We start from the raw sequence: 18,991 nt of genomic DNA, 5'->3' as shown, positions 1-18,991 counted from the left end.
TTGTCACGGGCCCGCGACGCCCAGCGGAATCCTCACGCTGAGCGTGGTGCCCTCGCCGGGGGCACTGTCGATGTCCAGCGTACCGCCCATCATCAGCACCCGCTCGCGCATGCCGACCAGGCCGAAGGAACTGCCACGCCCCACCGTGGCAACATCGAACCCGCGACCGTCGTCGCTGACGCTCAGGCACAGCTCGTCGCCCTCGCGCAGCAGACGCAGTTGCACAGTATGCGCCTCGGCATGCCGCATGACATTGGTCAACGCCTCCTGGAGGATGCGGAACAGGCCGATAGCCTTGGCGTCGACCAACTGCGGCGAGTTCTCCGGCACCTCCACCAGGCAGGGAATCTGCGTGCGCGCCTCGAAGCGCCGCGCCTGCCACTCCACCGCCGAGCCGATTCCGGCGTCGAGGATCGGCGGGCGCAGTGCGGTAGCCACGTCGCGCACCAGCTGGAACAACTGGGCGATCAGCTTTTTCATGTTGCCCAGGCGTTCGCGCAGGCCCTCCTGGGCATCGGCATAGGCCAGCTCGCACATCGAGGTTTCCAGCTTCAGCACCGTCAGCACCTGGCCCAGCTCATCATGGACCTCGCGGGCGATACGCGCCTTCTCCTCCTCCCGCACCGACTCCAGGTGCGCCGACAGCTCGCGGAGCTGGGCGCGCGACTCGCCGAGTTCGAGTTCGATCTGCTTGTTCGCGGTGATGTCCCAGACCACCCCGTCCCAGACCGCGCGACCATCCTCGAAACAGCGCGCCGAAGCCTTGATGTCGGCCCAGCGCAATTCGCCCTGGCGAGTGAGGATGCGGCCCTGCCAATGCCAGTCGCGATTCTCGTCGAGGGCAGCCATCTGGCTCGACCAGTAGCGCTCGCGGTCGTCGGGATGGACCAGGCCACGAATGCCGCGGCCGCTTTCGATCAGCTCGCGGGCGCTGTAGCCGACCAGCGCCTCGCTGCCCTCGCTGATATAGGCGAAGTCGGAAAACGCGCCGGCCCGCGGCCGTTCCAGGCGGAAGACCATGCCCGGCACGTTGGAGGCGATGCCCTTCATCCGCGCCTCGCTTTCCTGCAATGCCTCGCGGGCACGGCGGCGCTCGGTGACGTCGCTGAGGAACACCACCAGGTACTCGGACGTGCCGAAGCGCAGGAAGCTAAGCGAGACGTCGGCCGGCAGCCAACTGCCGTCGGCGCGCAGGCAACGGGTCTCGAAGCTGAGCGGGCCTTCCTCGCTGTTGCGCGCACGACGCCACAGGTTCAACCAGCGGTCCATGTCCAGGCCGGGCTCGAAGTCGGCCAGCGGACGATCCACGAGTTGACCGTCGGCATGGCCGAGCATCTGTTCGGCGGCGCGGTTGGCGTAGCGTACGCGGCTGTCCCAGTTGACCCAGAGGATGCCCAGGGTGCTGTTGTCGATGGAGAACTGGGTCAGGCGCAGCGCCTCCTCGGCCGCCTGGCGCAGCTCCAGGTCGCGGCGGGCGCCGTACAGCCGGGCTTCCAGCGCCTGCTGCTGGCGCCGCTGGAGGAACACCGCCGCCAGCGCGCCGGCCAGCAGCAGGCCGAGGAGGATCGACAGGTTCTGCCAGAACCCCGGCGACTCGCCGAGGCGCGGATACTTGGGTTGCAACCAGCGCTCGTGCAACTGGTCCAGGGACTTGCGCGGCAGCGAACGCAACGCCTGGTCGACCACCATCGCCAGTTCCGGCCAATCACGGCGGGTCGCCACCCGTAGCAGTTGCGGATAGCCGATGTCGCCAACCACCGCTAGCTCGGCGAACTCCGGCTCGCGGGTCAGGCGGCTGAGTTGCGCTTCGTCGATCACCGCGTAGCGTGCCTGTCCGGCGAGCACGGCGCGCAGCACCTCGCGTTCGGAATCGGCCGACACCCATTGCAGGCCGCTATAGGTGCTGCTGAGGTAGTCGGCTACCGAACTGCCGGCCCGCACGGCAACCCGGGTATCGCGCTCCAGTTGCTCCAATTCGACGCTGCCGCTGCCATCGCGCTTCCCCACCACCAGCCGGGAAACCCGCAGGTAGGGATCGGAGAACAGCCACAAGCGCAGCCCGGCTGGGGTCTGGCTGAGGCCGGGAGCGATATCCACGCGCCCAGCGCGCAGGGCATCGTCGAGCGCCGCCTGGTCGGGATAGCCCTGCCACCGCAAGGTCACCTGCATTGCCGTGGCCAGCCAGCCCATCAGCTCCACGTTGGCCCCGGAATACTGTTGCAGGCGGCGGTCGTACTGGGCATAGGGCGCTTCGGTGACCACCCCGACGCGCAATTCCCGATGCTCCGCCAGCCAGGTCCGTAGCTCCGCCGTCAGCGGCAAGGCGACCGACTCCTCCGCTCGCACGGGCAGGCTCAACAGCAGACAGAAGAAGAGCAGACAGCAACGACGCAACATGCCGGCGACACTCCACGGAATACACCGCAACGGAAGGAAAAGCGGGCATACCTTACCGCGAGCGCGACCGGCGAACCATGCGAAGGCTCGGCCTGACAAAGAAGTGCTCTGGGTTTAGGCTGCCTTCTGGATTGTCTATCGGGAATTTCCAATGCCGGCCTTCTCTCTACTGCCGAAGCCCTCCGCCCTGCTGCCGCTGCTATTGGCCGCCGCTTTCCTGCCGCCGGCTTTCGTTCAAGCCGAAGAGGAGGCCGCCAAGGACCAGCCGCCGGCCCCCGTGGAACGCCCGGCGGTCAGCGAGCGCAGCCAGGACGAGGCCAAGGGGCTGGAGCGCCAGTTGCCGGAGGACGGCCAGCAGATCCTCAAGGCCGGCGACGAAAGCTTCCTCACCCTCTGGTTGCCAGCCAACACCGCCGAGGCCGAAGGTGTAGTGATCCTGGTTCCCGGTGATGGCGAAAGTCCGGACTGGCCGCAAGCCATCGGCCCGCTAAGGCGCAAACTGCCGGATGCCGGCTGGCAGACCCTGAGCCTGGCCCTGCCCGACCCGCAGAGCACCGCGCCGGTTACCCGCCCTGCGGAATCCGCCGCCAGCGCCAGCGCCGACAAGGACGCCAGCGCCGCGGACAGCGCAAGCAAGCCTGACGTGAAAGGCGAAAGCGGCAACGCGCCGGCGCCGGAAAGCACCGCCGAAGCCGGCAGCGGCGAACCGGCGCAGAGCGAGGACCAGGCCCCTCCCCCAGCCATCGATCCGGTCGAGCAGCGCAAGGCGCACGCCGAACGGGTCATGGCGCGCCTGCAGGCGAGCATCGACCTGGCCCTGCAGCACGAACCGAAAAGCGTCGTCCTGCTCGGTCATGGCACGGGCGCCTATTGGGCGGCACGCTACCTGGCGGAGAAGGAGCCTGCGGAAATCCACAACCTGCTGCTGGTTGCCGCGGAGGTACCGCGCGATTTTCGCCCGGCGCTGGAAGATATGGTGCCGAAGCTGAAACTGGCGACCGGCGACTTCTATTACCGCGACGCCCGCGCCGACCGCGAGGCGGCCAGGCTGCGCATGCAGGCCGGCAAGCGGCAGAAACACCCGGCCTACGTACAAATCGCGATGCAGGCGCTACCGGCCGACCCCAAGGCGGAGCAGGAGCAACTGTACCGACGAATCCGCGGCTGGCTCAGTCTTCACCTGCAGGCCGATGCGCAGAAACCTGCGGAGTGATCAGCGGAACCCCTCACGCTCTCGGACCAGGGCGTAGGCCGCCTGCAATTCACGGGTTTTCTCGGTAGCCGCACGCACGCGCTCGACGCTGGCGCCGGCTCCCGCCAGTTTGTCCGGATGATGCTGGCTGATCAGCTTGCGATAGGCGCGTTTGATCAGCGCCGGCTCGCTTCCGGCCTCCACGCCGAGCAGCAGCAGGGCCTCACGGTAGCTATCCCGGGCGACAGCGCGCGTCCGCTTCGGCATGACCCGCGCCGACAAGCGTTCCGTTCGCTCCGCCGACCAACCCAGCCAGCGCCCCCATTGCAACACCAGTTGTCGCGCCGACTGGCTGAGCACGCCGCCAGCCCAGGCCATCCGCCAGCAGGCGAGCAATACTGCCTCCGCACGTTCGCCTTTCAGACGCGCGACCTCCTCCTGCAGATGGGCGATGCCGGCCTTGCCCTTGCCGAAGGACGCGATGGCACGCCGCTGGGCTCGCCTATCGAGCTTGCGCAACGCCATCTCCTCGCGCGCCTGGCGGATATGCATTTCCTCCACCCGCCCGCCGCTCTTGGCCAGATAGCCGAGCAACTGGAACAGCAGGTCGTCCTCATCGTTCACCGCCCGCCCGCGCAAGCGCGCCAGCAGGCCGCGCCAGGACTCCAGGCGTAACCTGCGGTCCAGCAGTTGCCCCAGCAGGCCGCCGAGCAGGGCGCCGGGGATGCTGGCCAGGGCCCAGCCGGCTCCGGCTCCGATCAGCGTAGCGGGCCAGAGCATCTCAGGCGTGCTCCGCCAGCAATCGCTCGACTTCCGCGAGGCGCTCGTGAGTACCGACGTCGACCCAGTGCCCACGATAGTGTTCGCCGCTGACCCGCCCCGCGGCGATGGCCTTGCGCAATAGCGGCGCCAGCTTGAAGGCGCCCGGCTGGCAGCCCTCGAACAGCGCGGGATGCAGTACGGCGATCCCGCTGTAGGTCAGGTTGCCGCCCGCTTCGCGGGTCTCGCCCACCCGTCCGCCGGCATCCAGGTGGAAATCGCCGGCGGGATGGTGCGCCGGGTTGTCGACCAGCACCAGATGCGCCAGGTCGCCGTCGGCAAGATGCAGCCGAGAGTAGTCGAAGTCGCTCCAGACATCGCCGTTGAGCAACAGGAACGGCTGCTCGCCGAGCAACGGCAGGGCGCGGAAGATTCCACCGCCGGTTTCCAGCGGTTCTCCCTCGGGTGAATAGGCGATCCGCCCGCCCAGGCGCGAGCCGTCGCCGAGATAGGCCTCGATCTGCTCGCCAAGCCAGGCATGGTTGATCACCCAGTCGTCGACTCCGGCCTGGCGCAGCGCCAGCAACTGACGCTCGATCAATGGCACGCCGGCGGCCTCGATCAGCGGCTTGGGCGTGTGCAGGGTGGTCGGCCGCATGCGCTCGCCACGCCCGGCGGCGAGGATCATCGCCTTCATGCCTCGGCTCCCTGCGGCAGCGAGGCCAGCAGCTCGCCCAGTTCGGCCAGCTCGGGACGGCGCGCCACGGCGGTTTCCAGATAACGGAAGAAGCGTGGCACGTCACCCAGGTAGCGCGGCTTGCCGTCGCGGTGACAGATACGGGCGAAGATGCCAATCACCTTCAGGTGGCGCTGCACGCCCATCAGGTCGCTGGCGCGGAGGAAGTCCTCGAAGCTTGGCGGCAGCGGGATGCCGGCCCAGGTCGCCTTCTTCCAGTAACGACTCAGCGCGGCATGCACGCGCGGCTCCGGCCAACTGACGAAGGCGTCCTTGTACAGGCAGGTGACATCATAGGTGACCGGGCCGTGCAGGGCGTCCTGGAAGTCGAGGACGCCCGGGTTCGGCTCGCTGAGCATCAGGTTGCGCGGCATATAGTCGCGATGGACGAACACCCGCGGCTGCTCCAGCGCGCTGCGTACCAGCAGGTCGCAGATCCGCTGCCAGCGGGCCAGCGTCTCGCCCTCCAGCTCCACGCCGAGGTGGCGGGCCAGGTACCAGTCGGGGAACAGCTGCAGCTCGCGGCGCAGCACCGCTTCGTCGTAGGCAGGCAGGACACCGGCGACATCGACCTTCTGGAAGGCGATCAGCGCATCCAGGGCCGGTTCGAACAGCTCGTCGGCATTTCCGGGATGAAGCACGTCGAGGTAGGTCTGCCGGCCCAGGTCACTGAGCAGCAGGAAACCGTTCTCCAGATCCTGGGCGAGAATCCTCGGCACATGCACGCCGGCTCCGGCGAGCAGTCCGGCGACCTTGACGAACGGTCGGCAGTCTTCCTGGGGCGGCGGCGCGTCCATCACCACCAGGCTGCGGTCCCCTCCCTGCCAGCGGAAATAACGACGGAAGCTGGCGTCGCTACTGGCCGGGATCAGTTCGGCGGGGGGCACTTCCCCCCAACCTTCGGCAACGAACAACTCGGGCAAACAAGAGTCCAACCAGCGATTCAGCTGCTGGAAACGGGCATCATCAGACATTTACGGGGTTCTCCACGGCCCTAGCCGTTGCGCAGGTCATGCTTTATTATCCAGCATCTTTTTCAGCCCATCGAGAGGCGTGCGGCCCACCGGGCCGATGGCGCGCAGGAAGCCCGGATTAACAAGATGGCAGTGAAATCCCTCGTGTTTCGAAGAAAGTTTCCCCTGCTGGTCACCGGCAGCCTGCTGGCTCTGCAGCCGGTCGCAGCATTGACTGTACAGGCCGCCGATCAGTTCGACTGCAAGGTATCGGCCACCGGCGGCTGGGATTGCTCCCCGCTGCAGAACGCCAATGCCAACCTGCCACCGCGCCCGGCGCATACCGCGACCTCGGTCAGCACCGCCGCGGCGGGCACCAGTGTATCCGGCAGCGGAGGCGAAACCGTCGAGGCAGAGCCGACCCAGCGCCTGGTCACCGAGTCCGGCGGTCGCGCGCTGAAGTCCCGCAGTGCGGACTACTCGCACCTCGACTGGATTCCTCGGGAAAAACTGACCGCCGCCCAGTTGGCGGAAATCGGCCCCTATTGCGGCGGCTCCTACATCGAGCCGGTGCGTCCGGGCATGGATGACGGCGCGCCCAGCGACGAGAGCCCGACCTACGTATCCGCCAAGGCTTCGCGCTACGAGCAGGAAAAACAGATCGCCACCCTCGCCGGCGACGTGGTCCTGCGCCAGGGCAGCATGCAGGTGGAAGGCGACGAGGCCAACCTGCACCAGCTGGAAAACCGCGGCGAACTGGTCGGCAACGTCAAGCTGCGCGACAAGGGCATGCTGGTGGTCGGCGACCACGCCCAGGTCCAGTTGGACAACGGCGAAGCCCAGGTCGACAACGCCGAGTACGTGATCCACAAGGCCCATGCCCGCGGCAGCGCGCTCTACGCCAAGCGCAGCGAGAACGCCATCATCATGCTCAAGGATGGCACCTACACCCGCTGCGAACCGAGCAGCAACGCCTGGACCCTGAAGGGCAACAACGTCAAGCTGAACCCGGCCACCGGCTTCGGCACCGCGACCAACGCGACCCTCCGGGTCAAAGATTTCCCGGTGTTCTACACCCCGTACATCTATTTCCCGATCGACGACCGCCGCCAGTCCGGCTTCCTGCCGCCGAGCTTCAGCAGCACCAGCGACACCGGCTTCACCCTGGTCACCCCGTACTACTTCAACCTGGCGCCGAACTACGACGCCACGTTGTACCCACGCTACATGGCCAAGCGCGGCATGATGCTGGAAGGCGAGTTCCGCTACCTGACCCACAGCAGCGAAGGGATGGTGACGGCCGCCTACCTGAACGACAAGGACGACCACCGCGAGAACTTCCCGGACTACAGCAAGGACCGCTGGCTGTACGGCCTCAAGAACACCACCGGCCTCGATTCGCGCTGGCTGGCCGAGGTCGACTACACGCGGATCAGCGATCCCTATTACTTTCAGGACCTGAACAGTGACCTGCAGGTGGGCAGTACTACTTACGTCAACCAGCAGGGAGCCCTAACCTATCGTGGCGATACCTTCACAGCACGCCTGAACGCACAGTCGTATCAGTTGGCGACCACCACTGACATTACGCCCTATGATCGCCTGCCGCAGATCACCTTCAACGGCTTCCTTCCCTATAACCCGGGCGGCCTGAAACTGGATTACTCCACCGAGTTCGTTCGCTTCGACCGCGACCTCGACGAGAATGTCTACTTCAACGATGACGGCAGCATCCGTGGACAGCGCCCAGACGCTTATCTGGAAGGCCTGGCCCGTGCCACCGGCGACCGCATGCATCTCGAGCCTGGCGTCAGCCTGCCGATGACCCGTAGTTGGGGGTACCTGACGCCGACGCTGAAGTATCTCTACACCAAATATGATCTGGATCTGGACAGCAAGGGCAAGAACTCCCTCAACGTCTATCAGGAAACCTTCGATAGCAATCAGGACCGCTCGCTACCACTGGTCAAGATCGACAGCGGCCTGTACTTCGACCGGGACACCAGCTTCGCAGGCACCCAGTTCCGCCAGACCCTGGAACCTCGCGCCATGTACCTGTACGTGCCATACAAGAACCAGGAAAATATCCCGGTCTTCGACACCAGCGAACCGTCATTCAGCTACGACTCGCTATGGCGTGAGAACCGCTTCTCAGGCCGCGACCGCATCGGCGACGCCAACCAGCTGTCCTTGGGCGTGACGACTCGCTTCATCGAATCGAACGGTTTTGAACGTGCCACACTGAGTGCCGGCCAGATCTACTACTTCCGTGATCGCCGAGTCCAGTTGCCAGGCCTGAGCGAAAAAGATCTGGATCTCTTGGAACAAAAGAGGCTGGAAGATCCAGCTCTGCCAGAAGTAAAGAGACCAGACACCGACAGTTGGCGGTCACCTTATGCCCTGGCCGGTCTGTACCGCTTCAATCGTGACTGGAATGTCACTTCCGATTTCAATTGGAACCCAAACACCAGCCGCACCGAGTCCGGCAGTACAATGTTCCACTACCAACCGGAAAACAACCCGAACAAGGTCGTCAATGCGGGCTATCGCTATCGCGAAGACTCCCGTCGCTTCAACAGCTCCACCGGGCGCTTCGAATATGGTCGCGAAAACGACATCATCAAGCAGCACGACTTCTCGGTCATCTGGCCGCTGGTGCCGCAGTGGTCCGTGCTCGCCCGCTGGCAGTACGACTACAACAAGAACCGCACACTCGAGGCCTTCGGCGGCTTCGAATACGACAGCTGCTGCTGGAAGCTGCGCCTGATCAACCGCTACTGGCTGGATGTGGACGATGACGCCTTCCTCGTGCAGAGCGAGAAGGCCGACCGCGGCATCTTCCTGCAGATCGTCCTGAAGGGCCTCGGCGGCATCGTGGGCAACAAGACGGAAATGTTCCTCGACAAAGGCATCCAAGGTTATCGTCAACGTGAAGATCAAGCTATGTAACCGGCTGCGCCCCCTTGCATTGGGCGCAGCACTCCTTTGCTCCTTCGCGCATGCCGAAGTGGTACCACTGGACCGGGTCGTCGCCATCGTCGACAACGATGTGATCATGCAGAGCCAGCTCGACCAGCGCCTGCGTGAAGTGCACCAGACGCTGCTCAAGCGCGGTGCGCCGCTGCCGCCCGAGCACGTGCTGACCCAGCAGGTGCTGGAACGCCTGATCATCGAGAACATCCAGCAGCAGATCGGCGACCGCTCCGGCATCCGTATCTCCGACGAGGAGCTGAACCAGGCGATGGGCACCATCGCCCAGCGCAACGGCATGAGCCTGGAGCAGTTCCAGGCCGCCCTCACCCGCGACGGCCTGTCCTACGCCGACGCCCGCGAGCAGGTCCGTCGCGAGATGGTGATCAGCCGTGTGCGCCAGCGCCGGGTCGCCGAGCGCATCCAGGTCAGCGAGCAGGAGGTGAAGAACTTCCTTGCCTCGGACATGGGCAAGATCCAGCTTTCCGAAGAGTACCGCCTGGCCAATATCCTGATCCCGGTGCCGGAAGCCGCGTCCTCGGACGTGATCCAGGCCGCCGCAAAGCAGGCCCAGGAGCTCTACCAGCAGCTCAAGCAGGGCGCCGACTTCGGCCAACTGGCGATTTCCCGCTCGGCCGGCGACAACGCCCTGGAAGGCGGCGAGATCGGCTGGCGCAAGGCCGCCCAGTTGCCGCAGCCGTTCGACAGCATGATCGGCTCCCTGGCCGTCGGCGACGTCACCGAGCCTGTCCGCACCCCCGGCGGCTTCATCATCCTCAAGCTGGAAGAGAAGCGCGGCGGCAGCAAGATGGTCCGTGACGAGGTGCATGTCCGCCATATCCTGCTCAAGCCCAGCGAAATCCGCAGCGAAGCGGAGACCGAGAAGCTGGCGCAGAAGCTGTACGAGCGCATCCAGTCCGGGGAGGACTTCGGCGAACTGGCGAAGAGCTTCTCCGAAGATCCGGGTTCCGCCCTCAACGGCGGCGACCTGAACTGGATCGACCCGGAAGCCCTGGTGCCCGAGTTCCGCCAGGTGATGAACGATACCCCGCAGGGCGAGCTGTCCAAGCCGTTCCGCTCGCAGTTCGGCTGGCACATCCTGCAGGTCCTCGGCCGTCGCGCCACCGACAGCAGCGAGAAGTTCCGCGAGCAGCAGGCGGTAAGCGTTCTGCGCAACCGCAAGTACGACGAGGAACTGCAAGCCTGGCTGCGGCAGATCCGCGACGAGGCCTACGTGGAAATCAAGCAGTGAGCCTGCGCTTCGCGCTCACTCCCGGCGAGCCGGCAGGTATCGGACCCGATCTGTGCCTGCTGCTCGCCCGCTCCGCCCAGCCCCACCCCCTGATCGCCATCGCCAGCCGCACGCTCCTGCAAGAGCGCGCCGGCCAACTGGGCCTGGCGATCGACCTTAAGGACGTTTCCCCGGCCGCCTGGCCAGAGCGACCGGCCAAGGCCGGCCAACTGTACGTATGGGATACGCCGCTGGCCGCCCCGGTCCGCCCCGGGCAATTGGACCGCGCCAACGCCGCCTACGTCCTGGAAACCCTGACCCACGCCGCTCAGGGCTGCCTCGACGGGCACTTCGCCGGGATGATCACCGCACCGGTACACAAGGGCGTGATCAACGAAGCCGGAATCCCCTTTTCCGGCCATACCGAATTCCTCGCCGACCTCACCCACACCGCCCAGGTGGTGATGATGCTGGCCACTCGCGGCCTGCGCGTGGCCCTGGCGACCACCCACCTGCCGCTGCGCGAGGTCGCCGACGCCATTAGCGACGAGCGCCTGTCCCGGGTCGCGCGCATCCTCCACGCCGACCTGCGCGACAAGTTCGGCATCGCCCATCCGCGCATCCTGGTCTGCGGACTCAACCCGCACGCCGGCGAAGGCGGTCACCTGGGCCGGGAAGAGATCGAGGTGATCGAACCCTGCCTCGAGCGCCTGCGTGGCGAAGGCCTCGACCTGATCGGCCCGCTGCCGGCCGACACCCTCTTCACCCCCAAGCACCTGGAGCATTGCGACGCGGTGCTGGCGATGTACCACGACCAGGGCCTCCCCGTGCTCAAGTACAAGGGCTTCGGTGCCGCCGTGAACGTGACCCTCGGCCTGCCGATCATCCGCACCTCTGTCGACCACGGTACCGCCCTCGACCTGGCCGGCAGCGGCCGCATCGATAGCGGCAGCCTGCAGGTCGCCCTGGAAACCGCCTACCAGATGGCGGCCAGCCGCTGCTGACGGCGGTCGGCCATCGTTTAGCCCTGCCGGCCCGACGCTTCGCTGTTAAAATGGCGCCCTTTCGCATCCGCGCCTCCCGCCTTGGCCTGGGGCCCGCAGCCTGGAACCGTTTCCAATGTCCGAGCTTTACCAACACCGCGCGCGCAAGCGCTTCGGCCAGAACTTCCTGCACGATGCCGGGGTGATTCACCGCATCCTCCGTGCCATCCATGCCCGCGAGGGTCAGCGCCTGCTGGAGATCGGCCCGGGCCAGGGCGCCCTGACCGAGGGACTGCTGGGCAGCGGCGCACGCCTGGACGTGATCGAGCTCGACCAGGACCTGATCCCCCTGTTGAAGCTGAAATTCGGCCTCGAGTCGCGCTTCAGCCTGCACCAGGGCGACGCCCTCAAGTTCGATTTCACCTCGCTGGTGGAGAGCGGCGAGAAGCTGCGAGTGGTCGGCAACCTGCCCTACAACATCTCCACGCCACTGATCTTCCATCTGCTGGAGCACGCGCCGGTGATCGAGGACATGCACTTCATGCTGCAGAAGGAAGTGGTCGAGCGCCTGGCGGCCACGCCGGGCGGCGGAGACTGGGGCCGGCTCTCGATCATGGTCCAGTATCACTGTCGGGTGGAGCACCTGTTCAACGTCGGCCCCGGCGCGTTCAACCCGCCGCCCAAGGTCGACTCGGCCATCGTCCGTCTCACCCCCTTCGCCGAGCCGCCCCATCCGGCACGCGACCCGAAACTGCTCGAACGGGTGGTCCGCGAGGCCTTCAACCAGCGCCGCAAGACCCTGCGCAACACCCTCAAGCCTCTCCTGAGCGTCGAGGACATCGAGGCCGCAGAGGTCGATCCGACCCTTCGTCCCGAACAACTCGACCTGGCCGCATTCGTCCGCCTGGCCAACCGGCTGGCCGAGCTGCCAGGCAATCGTTAGTCTGGTGAGACACTCGTCAGGAATCAGGCAAGCCGTATGAGCGATACCCAGCACCAGGTCAACGTCAGGGTCGACACCCGCTACCTTCCGGAACAGTCCGCCCCGGAGCAGAACCGTTTCGCCTTCGCCTACACGGTGACCATCGAGAATCAGGGCGAGGTTCCGGCCCAACTGCTGTCGCGCCACTGGATCATCACCGACGGCGACGGCCGTACCCAGGAAGTTCGCGGCGCCGGCGTGGTCGGCGAGCAACCGCTGATCGCCCCCGGCGCGCAACACACCTACACCAGCGGCACGGTGCTGGCGACCCGGGTCGGCAGCATGCGCGGCAGCTATCAGATGCTCGGCAGCGACGGAATCGCCTTCGACGCCGCGATCCCGGTGTTTCGCCTGGCCGTACCGGGAGCGCTGCACTGATGGCGGTCTACGCGGTAGGCGACCTGCAGGGTTGCCTGGATCCCCTGAAATGCCTGCTGGAGCGCGTCGCCTTCGACCCGACCAAGGACCGCCTGTGGCTGGTCGGCGACCTGGTCAACCGCGGCCCGCAGTCCCTGGAGACGCTGCGCTTCCTCTATGCCATGCGCGAGTCGGTGGTCAGCGTCCTGGGCAACCACGACCTGCACCTGCTGGCGGTGGCGCACAAGTCCGAGCGCCTGAAGAAGTCCGACACGCTGCGGGAAATCCTCGAGGCGCCGGACCGCGAGCCACTGCTCGACTGGCTGCGTCGCCTGCCGCTGCTGCACTACGACGAACAACGCAAGGTCGCCCTGGTGCATGCCGGCATCCCCCCGCAGTGGAGCCTGGAAAAAGCCCGCCTGCGCGCAGCCGAGGTGGAGCAAGCATTGCGCGACGACCAGCGCCTGCCGCTGTTCCTCGACGGCATGTACGGCAACGAGCCGGCCAAGTGGGACAAGAAGCTGCATGGCATCGACCGCCTGAGGGTGATCACCAACTACTTCACCCGTATGCGTTTCTGCACCGAAGATGGCAAGCTCGACCTGAAGAGCAAGGAAGGCCTCGACACCGCGCCGCCCGGCTACGCCCCCTGGTTCAGCTTCCCTTCGCGCAAGACTCGCGGCGAGAAGATCATCTTCGGCCACTGGGCGGCCCTCGAAGGCCACTGCGACGAGCCCGGCCTGTTCGCCCTGGATACCGGCTGCGTCTGGGGCGCGCGGATGACCCTGTTGAACGTCGACAGCGGCGAACGCCTGAGCTGCGATTGCGCCGAACAGCGCGCGCCGGCCAGACCCGCCGCCACGCCCGCATGAATCCCCGGCGTCCGGTGGATGCCCTGTACACAGGTACCCCGACATGAGCGACACCTTCCAGCGCATCGCCCCCGAACAGGCCCGCCAGCTCCGCGAAAACGGCGCCCAGGTGGTCGACATCCGCGACCCGCAGAGCTTCGCTGTCGGCCATATCAGCGGCTCGCGGCACATCGACAACCACTCGGTGGCGGACTTCATCGCCGCCGCCGACCTCGACGCTCCGCTGGTGGTGGTCTGTTACCACGGCAACTCCAGCCAGAGCGCCGCCGCCTATTTCATCCAACAGGGCTTCAGCGACGTCTACAGCCTCGACGGCGGCTTCGAGCTATGGCGCAGCGTCTATCCCGCGGATACCAGCAGCGGCGAAGCGGAGTAGGCCGCGCCGCTACCCCGCCAAAAAAACTGTAACTTCTCTCGCCTTTCTTCCTTTACTCCGTCCAGAACGAACTATTCTTTTCCTCAGGCCATCCAAAACAGGGGAGAGCCGGCACACCGGCTTCCGGGCCATCGGCTGTGACCGTTAGGAGCGCTGGCGGAAAGGGAAGCACCGTGCAGCGACGGAGTCTGGGGGATTCTCGCCGGCCTGGCTGGCGGCCCCCCCGCACCCGCACGACCGATCCCGCGCCGGCTCACTGCATCGAGCGAGGAGACGTCATGAGCATTTTCAGTCACTTCCAGGAACGCTTCGAAGCGACCCGCCAAGAGGAATATTCCCTCCAGGAATATCTCGACCTCTGCAAGCAAGACAAGACAGCCTATGCCTCCGCCGCCGAGCGCCTGCTGATGGCGATCGGCGAGCCGGAGTTGCTGGACACCTCGGTGGACTCCAGGCTGTCGCGGATCTTCTCCAACAAGGTGATTCGCCGCTACCCGGCGTTCGCCGACTTCCACGGCATGGAGGAATGCATCGACCAGATCGTCGCGTTCTTCCGCCACGCGGCCCAGGGCCTGGAGGAGAAGAAGCAGATCCTTTACCTGCTCGGCCCGGTCGGCGGCGGTAAATCCTCCCTGGCGGAAAAACTCAAGCAACTGATGGAGAAGGTGCCCTTCTACGCGATCAAGGGCTCGCCGGTCTTCGAGTCGCCGCTGGGCTTGTTCAACCCCGACGAAGACGGCGCCATCCTCGAGGAGGACTACGGCATCCCGAGGCGCTACCTGCGCTCGATCATGTCGCCCTGGGCAACCAAGCGCCTCAACGAGTTCGGCGGCGACATCAGCCAGTTCCGCGTGGTCAAGCTGTACCCCTCGATCCTCAACCAGATCGCCATCGCCAAGACCGAGCCCGGCGACGAGAACAACCAGGACATATCCGCGCTGGTCGGCAAGGTCGACATCCGCAAGCTGGAGGAATACCCGCAGAATGACGCGGACGCCTACAGCTACTCGGGCGCCCTCTGCCGGGCCAACCAGGGCCTGATGGAATTCGTCGAGATGTTCAAGGCCCCGATCAAGGTCCTGCACCCGCTGCTGACCGCGACCCAGGAAGGCAACTACAACAGCACCGAAGGCCTCGGTGCCCTGCCCTACAGCGGCATCATTCTGGCTCACTCCAACGAGTCGGAATGGCACAGCTTCCGCAACAACAAGAACAACGAGGCCTTCATCGACCGCATCTACATCGTCAAGGTGCCGTACTGCCTGCGCGTGGCGGACGAGATCAAGATCTACGACAAGTTGCTGGTCAACAGCTCGCTGGCGCATGCCCACTGCGCGCCGGACACCCTGAAGATGCTCTCGCAGTTCTCCGTGCTGTCGAGGCTGAAAGAGCCGGAAAACTCGAATATCTACTCGAAGATGCGGGTATATGACGGCGAAAACCTGAAAGATACCGATCCCAAGGCCAAGTCGATCCAGGAATACCGCGACTCGGCCGGAGTCGACGAAGGCATGGCCGGGCTTTCCACCCGCTTCGCCTTCAAGATCCTCTCCAAGGTATTCAACTTCGACCCGCACGAGGTAGCGGCCAACCCGGTGCACCTGCTCTACGTCCTCGAACAGCAGATCGAGCAGGAACAGTTCCAGCCGGAAACCCGCGAGCGCTACCTGCGTTTCATCAAGGAATACCTGGCGCCGCGCTACGTCGAGTTCATCGGCAAGGAAATCCAGACCGCCTACCTGGAGTCCTACAGCGAATACGGTCAGAACATCTTCGACCGCTATGTGCTGTACGCCGACTTCTGGATCCAGGACCAGGAATACCGCGACCCGGAAACCGGCGAGATCCTCAACCGCGCCGCCCTCAACGAGGAACTGGAGAAGATCGAGAAACCCGCGGGCATCAGCAACCCGAAGGACTTCCGCAACGAGATCGTCAACTTCGTGCTGCGCGCCCGCGCCGGCAACAACGGCAAGAACCCGAGCTGGCTGTCCTACGAGAAGCTGCGCGTAGTGATCGAGAAAAAGATGTTCTCCAACACCGAGGACCTGCTTCCGGTCATCAGCTTCAACGCCAAGGCCAGCAAGGAGGACCAGCAGAAGCACAACGACTTCGTCAAACGCATGGTCGAGCGCGGCTACACCGAGAAGCAGGTCCGCCTGCTGTCGGAATGGTACCTGCGGGTTCGCAAGTCGCAGTAGTCTGCCATCGGTACGGTCGCTGCGACCGTACCGGTCGCCGTCGCATTCGGACCTCGGCGCCTCCGCTCCGGCGGGGCGCCACAGGCCCTGAGGAGCATTCATGAGCTACGTCATCGACCGGCGTCTGAACGGCAAGAACAAGAGCACGGTGAACCGCCAGCGCTTCCTGAGGCGCTACCGTGAACACATCAAGAAGGCCGTCGAGGAGGCCGTCAGCCGGCGTTCCATTACCGACATGGAGCACGGCGAGCAGATCAGCATTCCCGGGCGCGATATCGACGAACCGGTGCTGCACCATGGCCGCGGCGGGCGGCAGACCGTCGTCCACCCCGGCAACAAGGAATTCACCGCCGGCGAGCACATCGCCCGCCCATCCGGCGGCGGGGGCGGCCGCGGCGGCGGCAAGGCCAGCAACAGCGGCGAAGGCATGGACGACTTCGTCTTCCAGATCACCCAGGAGGAATTCCTCGACTTCATGTTCGAGGACCTGGAGCTGCCCAACCTGGTCAAGCGCCACATCACCGGCACCGACACCTTCAAGACCGTCCGCGCCGGCATCAGCAACGACGGCAACCCGTCGCGCATCAACATCGTCCGCACCCTGCGCTCGGCCCATGCGCGGCGCATCGCGCTGTCCGGCGGCAGCCGGGCCAAGCTGCGCGCGGCGCTGAAGGAACTGGAGCGGATCAAGCGCGAAGAACCGGACAACCTCGGCGATATCCAGGAACTCGAGCTGGAAATCGCCAAGCTCCGCGCGCGCATCGACCGGGTGCCGTTCCTCGATACCTTCGATCTCAAGTACAACCTGCTGGTCAAGCAGCCCAACCCCACCTCCAAGGCGGTGATGTTCTGCCTGATGGACGTCTCCGGCTCGATGACCCAGGCGACCAAGGACATCGCCAAGCGCTTCTTCATCCTGCTCTACCTGTTCCTCAAGCGGAACTACGAGAAGATCGAAGTGGTGTTCATCCGCCACCACACCAGCGCCCGCGAGGTCGACGAGGAGGAGTTCTTCTACTCCCGCGAGACCGGCGGCACCATCGTCTCCAGCGCGCTGAAGATGATGCAGGAGATCATGGCCGAGCGTTATCCGACCCATGAGTGGAACATCTACGCCGCCCAGGCCTCGGACGGCGACAACTGGAACGACGACTCGCCGGTGTGCCGGGACATCCTCCTCAAGCAGATCATGCCGTTCGTCCAGTACTACACCTACGTCGAGATCACCCCGCGCGAACACCAGGCCCTGTGGTTCGAGTACGAGCGCGTGCGCGAAGCCTTCGAAGACAGCTTCGCCCAGCAGCAGATCGTCTCGGCATCGGACATCTACCCGGTGTTCCGCGAGCTGTTCCAGAGGAGGCTCGTCGCATGAGCAAGCGCCAGCCCATCGCCACCGGCTCGGAATGGACCTTCGAGCTGATCCAGCAGTACGACCGGGAAATCAGCAGGATCGCCGAGCGCTATGCCCTGGATACCTATCCGAACCAGATCGAGGTGATCACCGCCGAGCAGATGATGGACGCCTACGCCTCGGTGGGCATGCCGATCGGCTATAACCACTGGTCCTACGGCAAGCACTTCCTCAGCACGGAAAAGAACTACAAGCGTGGCCAGATGGGCCTGGCCTACGAGATCGTGATCAACTCCGACCCCTGCATCGCCTACCTGATGGAGGAAAACACCCAGTGCATGCAGGCGCTGGTGATCGCCCACGCCTGCTACGGGCACAACAGTTTCTTCAAGGGCAACTACCTGTTCCGCACCTGGACCGATGCCAGTTCGATCATCGATTACCTGGTGTTCGCCAAGCAGTACATCATGCAGTGCGAGGAGCGCTACGGGATCGACGCGGTGGAAGACCTGCTCGACTCCTGCCACGCCCTGATGAACTACGGTGTCGACCGCTACAAGCGGCCCTACCCGATTTCCGCGGAAGAGGAGCGGCAGCGGCAGAAGGAGCGCGAGGAACTGATCCAGCGCCAGGTCAACGACCTCTGGCGGACCATCCCGCGCGTCGGCGGCAAGGACAAGGAACAATCCATGGCGCGCTATCCGAGCGAGCCGCAGGAGAACATCCTCTACTTCATCGAGAAGAACGCGCCGCTGCTGGAGCCCTGGCAGCGTGAGGTGATCCGCATCGTGCGCAAGATCGCCCAGTATTTCTACCCGCAACGCCAGACCCAGGTGATGAACGAAGGCTGGGCGACCTTCTGGCACTACACGCTGCTCAACGATCTCTACGACGAAGGCCTGGTCAACGACGGCTTCATGATGGAGTTCCTGCAATACCACACCAGCGTGGTCTACCAGCCGTCCTTCGACAGCCCCTACTACAGCGGCATCAACCCCTACGCCCTGGGCTTCGCCATGTACCGCGACATCCGCCGCATCTGCGAGGATCCCACCGACGAGGACCGCCGCTGGTTCCCGGATATCGCCGGCAGCGACTGGCTGGCCACGCTGAAGTTCGCCATGAAGAGCTTCAAGGACGAAAGCTTCATCCTGCAGTTCCTCTCGCCCAAGGTGATTCGCGACCTGAAGCTGTTCAGCATTCTCGACGACGACCAGAAGGACGACCTGCTGGTCGCGGCGATCCACGACGAAGCCGGCTACCGCACCATCCGCGAGACCCTGGCGGCGCAGTACAACCTCGGCAACCGCGAGCCGAACATCCAGATCTGGAACGTCGACCGTCGCGGCGACCGCTCGCTGACCCTGCGCCACCAGCAGTTCGACCGCCAGCCGCTGAGCGACTCCACCGCCGACGTGCTCAAGCACCTGCATCGCTTGTGGGGCTTCGATATCCACCTGGAGACCCTGCAGGGCGACCAGCTCGTGCAGACCCACCACATGCCGCCCAAGGGCGCCAGCGAGGGCGAGGAAGGCTACCCGCGTTTGGACCTGATCATCCCGCCCATTTGATCGGTTGACGTCCGCCCCGACCGCCGGCCAGCATGCCGGCACGGTCGGGGCCACCCACAG

At 65.1% G+C, this 18,991-nt stretch carries 15 protein-coding genes; 11 read left to right on the top strand and 4 right to left on the bottom strand.

Annotation, left to right across the window (positions count from 1 at the left end; all coding sequences use genetic code 11):
* Positions 1-3 precede the first annotated feature (3 nt).
* Complete coding sequence (locus M6E97_RS28125) at positions 4-2,397, bottom strand: PAS domain-containing sensor histidine kinase (protein ID WP_023098434.1); 2,394 nt, start codon at positions 2,395-2,397, stop codon at positions 4-6.
* Between the two features lie 151 nt (positions 2,398-2,548).
* Between M6E97_RS28125 and M6E97_RS28120 the strand changes: the two genes are divergently transcribed.
* A complete protein-coding gene (locus tag M6E97_RS28120) occupies positions 2,549-3,610 on the top strand; it encodes an alpha/beta hydrolase family protein (RefSeq protein ID WP_003137371.1) in 1,062 nt (353 codons plus the stop codon).
* On the opposite strand, the gene M6E97_RS28115 is transcribed toward M6E97_RS28120, so the two are convergent.
* From M6E97_RS28115 to M6E97_RS28105, 3 genes are read right to left on the bottom strand one after another with little or no spacing between them, the layout of a single operon-like run.
* The gene (locus M6E97_RS28115) at positions 3,611-4,369 is read right to left on the bottom strand and encodes a DnaJ domain-containing protein (RefSeq protein WP_003085097.1); all 759 of its coding nucleotides are present in this window, start codon (positions 4,367-4,369) and stop codon (positions 3,611-3,613) included. It lies immediately after the preceding gene.
* A 1-nt stretch (position 4,370) separates the two neighbouring features.
* Entirely contained in the window at positions 4,371-5,045 is a 675-nt protein-coding gene (murU, locus tag M6E97_RS28110) for an N-acetylmuramate alpha-1-phosphate uridylyltransferase MurU (protein ID WP_003085095.1), read from the bottom strand.
* Positions 5,042-6,058 (bottom strand): aminoglycoside phosphotransferase family protein, encoded by a 1,017-nt coding sequence (locus M6E97_RS28105; protein WP_003137370.1) that lies wholly within the window; start codon positions 6,056-6,058, stop codon positions 5,042-5,044. The genes murU and M6E97_RS28105 overlap by 4 nt, the downstream gene beginning before the upstream one ends.
* Before the next feature lie 126 nt (positions 6,059-6,184).
* Here M6E97_RS28105 and lptD point away from each other — a divergent pair, with 126 nt between their 5' ends.
* The 10 genes from lptD (at position 6,185) to M6E97_RS28055 (ending at position 18,931) form a co-directional block, all read left to right on the top strand.
* Positions 6,185-8,986: an LPS-assembly protein LptD gene (gene lptD / locus M6E97_RS28100; RefSeq protein ID WP_034005247.1), complete on the top strand. Its 2,802-nt coding sequence runs from the start codon at positions 6,185-6,187 to the stop codon at positions 8,984-8,986.
* Positions 8,967-10,259, top strand: coding sequence for a peptidylprolyl isomerase (locus tag M6E97_RS28095; protein WP_003129198.1), 1,293 nt, complete (start codon positions 8,967-8,969; stop codon positions 10,257-10,259). Before lptD ends, M6E97_RS28095 begins: the two co-directional genes overlap by 20 nt.
* Positions 10,256-11,242 carry a 4-hydroxythreonine-4-phosphate dehydrogenase PdxA gene (gene pdxA, locus M6E97_RS28090; protein WP_003129197.1) on the top strand — a complete coding sequence of 329 codons (987 nt, stop codon included), beginning with the start codon at positions 10,256-10,258 and terminating at the stop codon, positions 11,240-11,242. Before M6E97_RS28095 ends, pdxA begins: the two co-directional genes overlap by 4 nt.
* A 115-nt stretch (positions 11,243-11,357) precedes the next feature.
* Entirely contained in the window at positions 11,358-12,164 is an 807-nt protein-coding gene (gene rsmA / locus M6E97_RS28085) for a 16S rRNA (adenine(1518)-N(6)/adenine(1519)-N(6))-dimethyltransferase RsmA (protein ID WP_003085087.1), read from the top strand.
* Between the two features lie 36 nt (positions 12,165-12,200).
* The gene (apaG, locus tag M6E97_RS28080) at positions 12,201-12,581 is read left to right on the top strand and encodes a Co2+/Mg2+ efflux protein ApaG (RefSeq protein ID WP_003085085.1); all 381 of its coding nucleotides are present in this window, start codon (positions 12,201-12,203) and stop codon (positions 12,579-12,581) included.
* Complete coding sequence (locus M6E97_RS28075; protein WP_003099572.1) at positions 12,581-13,432, top strand: symmetrical bis(5'-nucleosyl)-tetraphosphatase; 852 nt, start codon at positions 12,581-12,583, stop codon at positions 13,430-13,432. Before apaG ends, M6E97_RS28075 begins: the two co-directional genes overlap by 1 nt.
* A gap of 43 nt (positions 13,433-13,475) precedes the next feature.
* Entirely contained in the window at positions 13,476-13,808 is a 333-nt protein-coding gene (gene glpE / locus M6E97_RS28070; protein WP_003099577.1) for a thiosulfate sulfurtransferase GlpE, read from the top strand.
* A gap of 278 nt (positions 13,809-14,086) precedes the next feature.
* Positions 14,087-16,009 carry a PrkA family serine protein kinase gene (locus tag M6E97_RS28065; RefSeq protein WP_003085078.1) on the top strand — a complete coding sequence of 641 codons (1,923 nt, stop codon included), beginning with the start codon at positions 14,087-14,089 and terminating at the stop codon, positions 16,007-16,009.
* 100 nt (positions 16,010-16,109) lie between these two features.
* The gene (locus M6E97_RS28060) at positions 16,110-17,381 is read left to right on the top strand and encodes a YeaH/YhbH family protein (protein ID WP_003099579.1); all 1,272 of its coding nucleotides are present in this window, start codon (positions 16,110-16,112) and stop codon (positions 17,379-17,381) included.
* Positions 17,378-18,931, top strand: a complete 1,554-nt coding sequence (locus tag M6E97_RS28055; protein ID WP_003085073.1) for a SpoVR family protein — start codon at positions 17,378-17,380, stop codon at positions 18,929-18,931. The genes M6E97_RS28060 and M6E97_RS28055 overlap by 4 nt, the downstream gene beginning before the upstream one ends.
* Positions 18,932-18,991 lie beyond the last annotated feature (60 nt).

The sequence above is a fragment of the Pseudomonas sp. B111 genome, from assembly GCF_026428275.1.
GTDB lineage: Bacteria > Pseudomonadota > Gammaproteobacteria > Pseudomonadales > Pseudomonadaceae > Pseudomonas > Pseudomonas aeruginosa.
This window is presented reverse-complemented; position numbering and strand designations above follow the sequence as displayed.

Coding starts and splice junctions, on each gene's coding strand:
- M6E97_RS28125 (WP_023098434.1), bottom strand. CDS start 2,397: ATGTTGCGTCGTTGCTGTCTGCTCTTCTTCTGTCTGCTGTTGAGCCTG.
- M6E97_RS28120 (WP_003137371.1), top strand. CDS start 2,549: ATGCCGGCCTTCTCTCTACTGCCGAAGCCCTCCGCCCTGCTGCCGCTG.
- M6E97_RS28115 (WP_003085097.1), bottom strand. CDS start 4,369: ATGCTCTGGCCCGCTACGCTGATCGGAGCCGGAGCCGGCTGGGCCCTG.
- murU (WP_003085095.1), bottom strand. CDS start 5,045: ATGAAGGCGATGATCCTCGCCGCCGGGCGTGGCGAGCGCATGCGGCCG.
- M6E97_RS28105 (WP_003137370.1), bottom strand. CDS start 6,058: ATGTCTGATGATGCCCGTTTCCAGCAGCTGAATCGCTGGTTGGACTCT.
- lptD (WP_034005247.1), top strand. CDS start 6,185: ATGGCAGTGAAATCCCTCGTGTTTCGAAGAAAGTTTCCCCTGCTGGTC.
- rsmA (WP_003085087.1), top strand. CDS start 11,358: ATGTCCGAGCTTTACCAACACCGCGCGCGCAAGCGCTTCGGCCAGAAC.
- apaG (WP_003085085.1), top strand. CDS start 12,201: ATGAGCGATACCCAGCACCAGGTCAACGTCAGGGTCGACACCCGCTAC.
- M6E97_RS28075 (WP_003099572.1), top strand. CDS start 12,581: ATGGCGGTCTACGCGGTAGGCGACCTGCAGGGTTGCCTGGATCCCCTG.
- glpE (WP_003099577.1), top strand. CDS start 13,476: ATGAGCGACACCTTCCAGCGCATCGCCCCCGAACAGGCCCGCCAGCTC.
- M6E97_RS28065 (WP_003085078.1), top strand. CDS start 14,087: ATGAGCATTTTCAGTCACTTCCAGGAACGCTTCGAAGCGACCCGCCAA.
- M6E97_RS28060 (WP_003099579.1), top strand. CDS start 16,110: ATGAGCTACGTCATCGACCGGCGTCTGAACGGCAAGAACAAGAGCACG.
- M6E97_RS28055 (WP_003085073.1), top strand. CDS start 17,378: ATGAGCAAGCGCCAGCCCATCGCCACCGGCTCGGAATGGACCTTCGAG.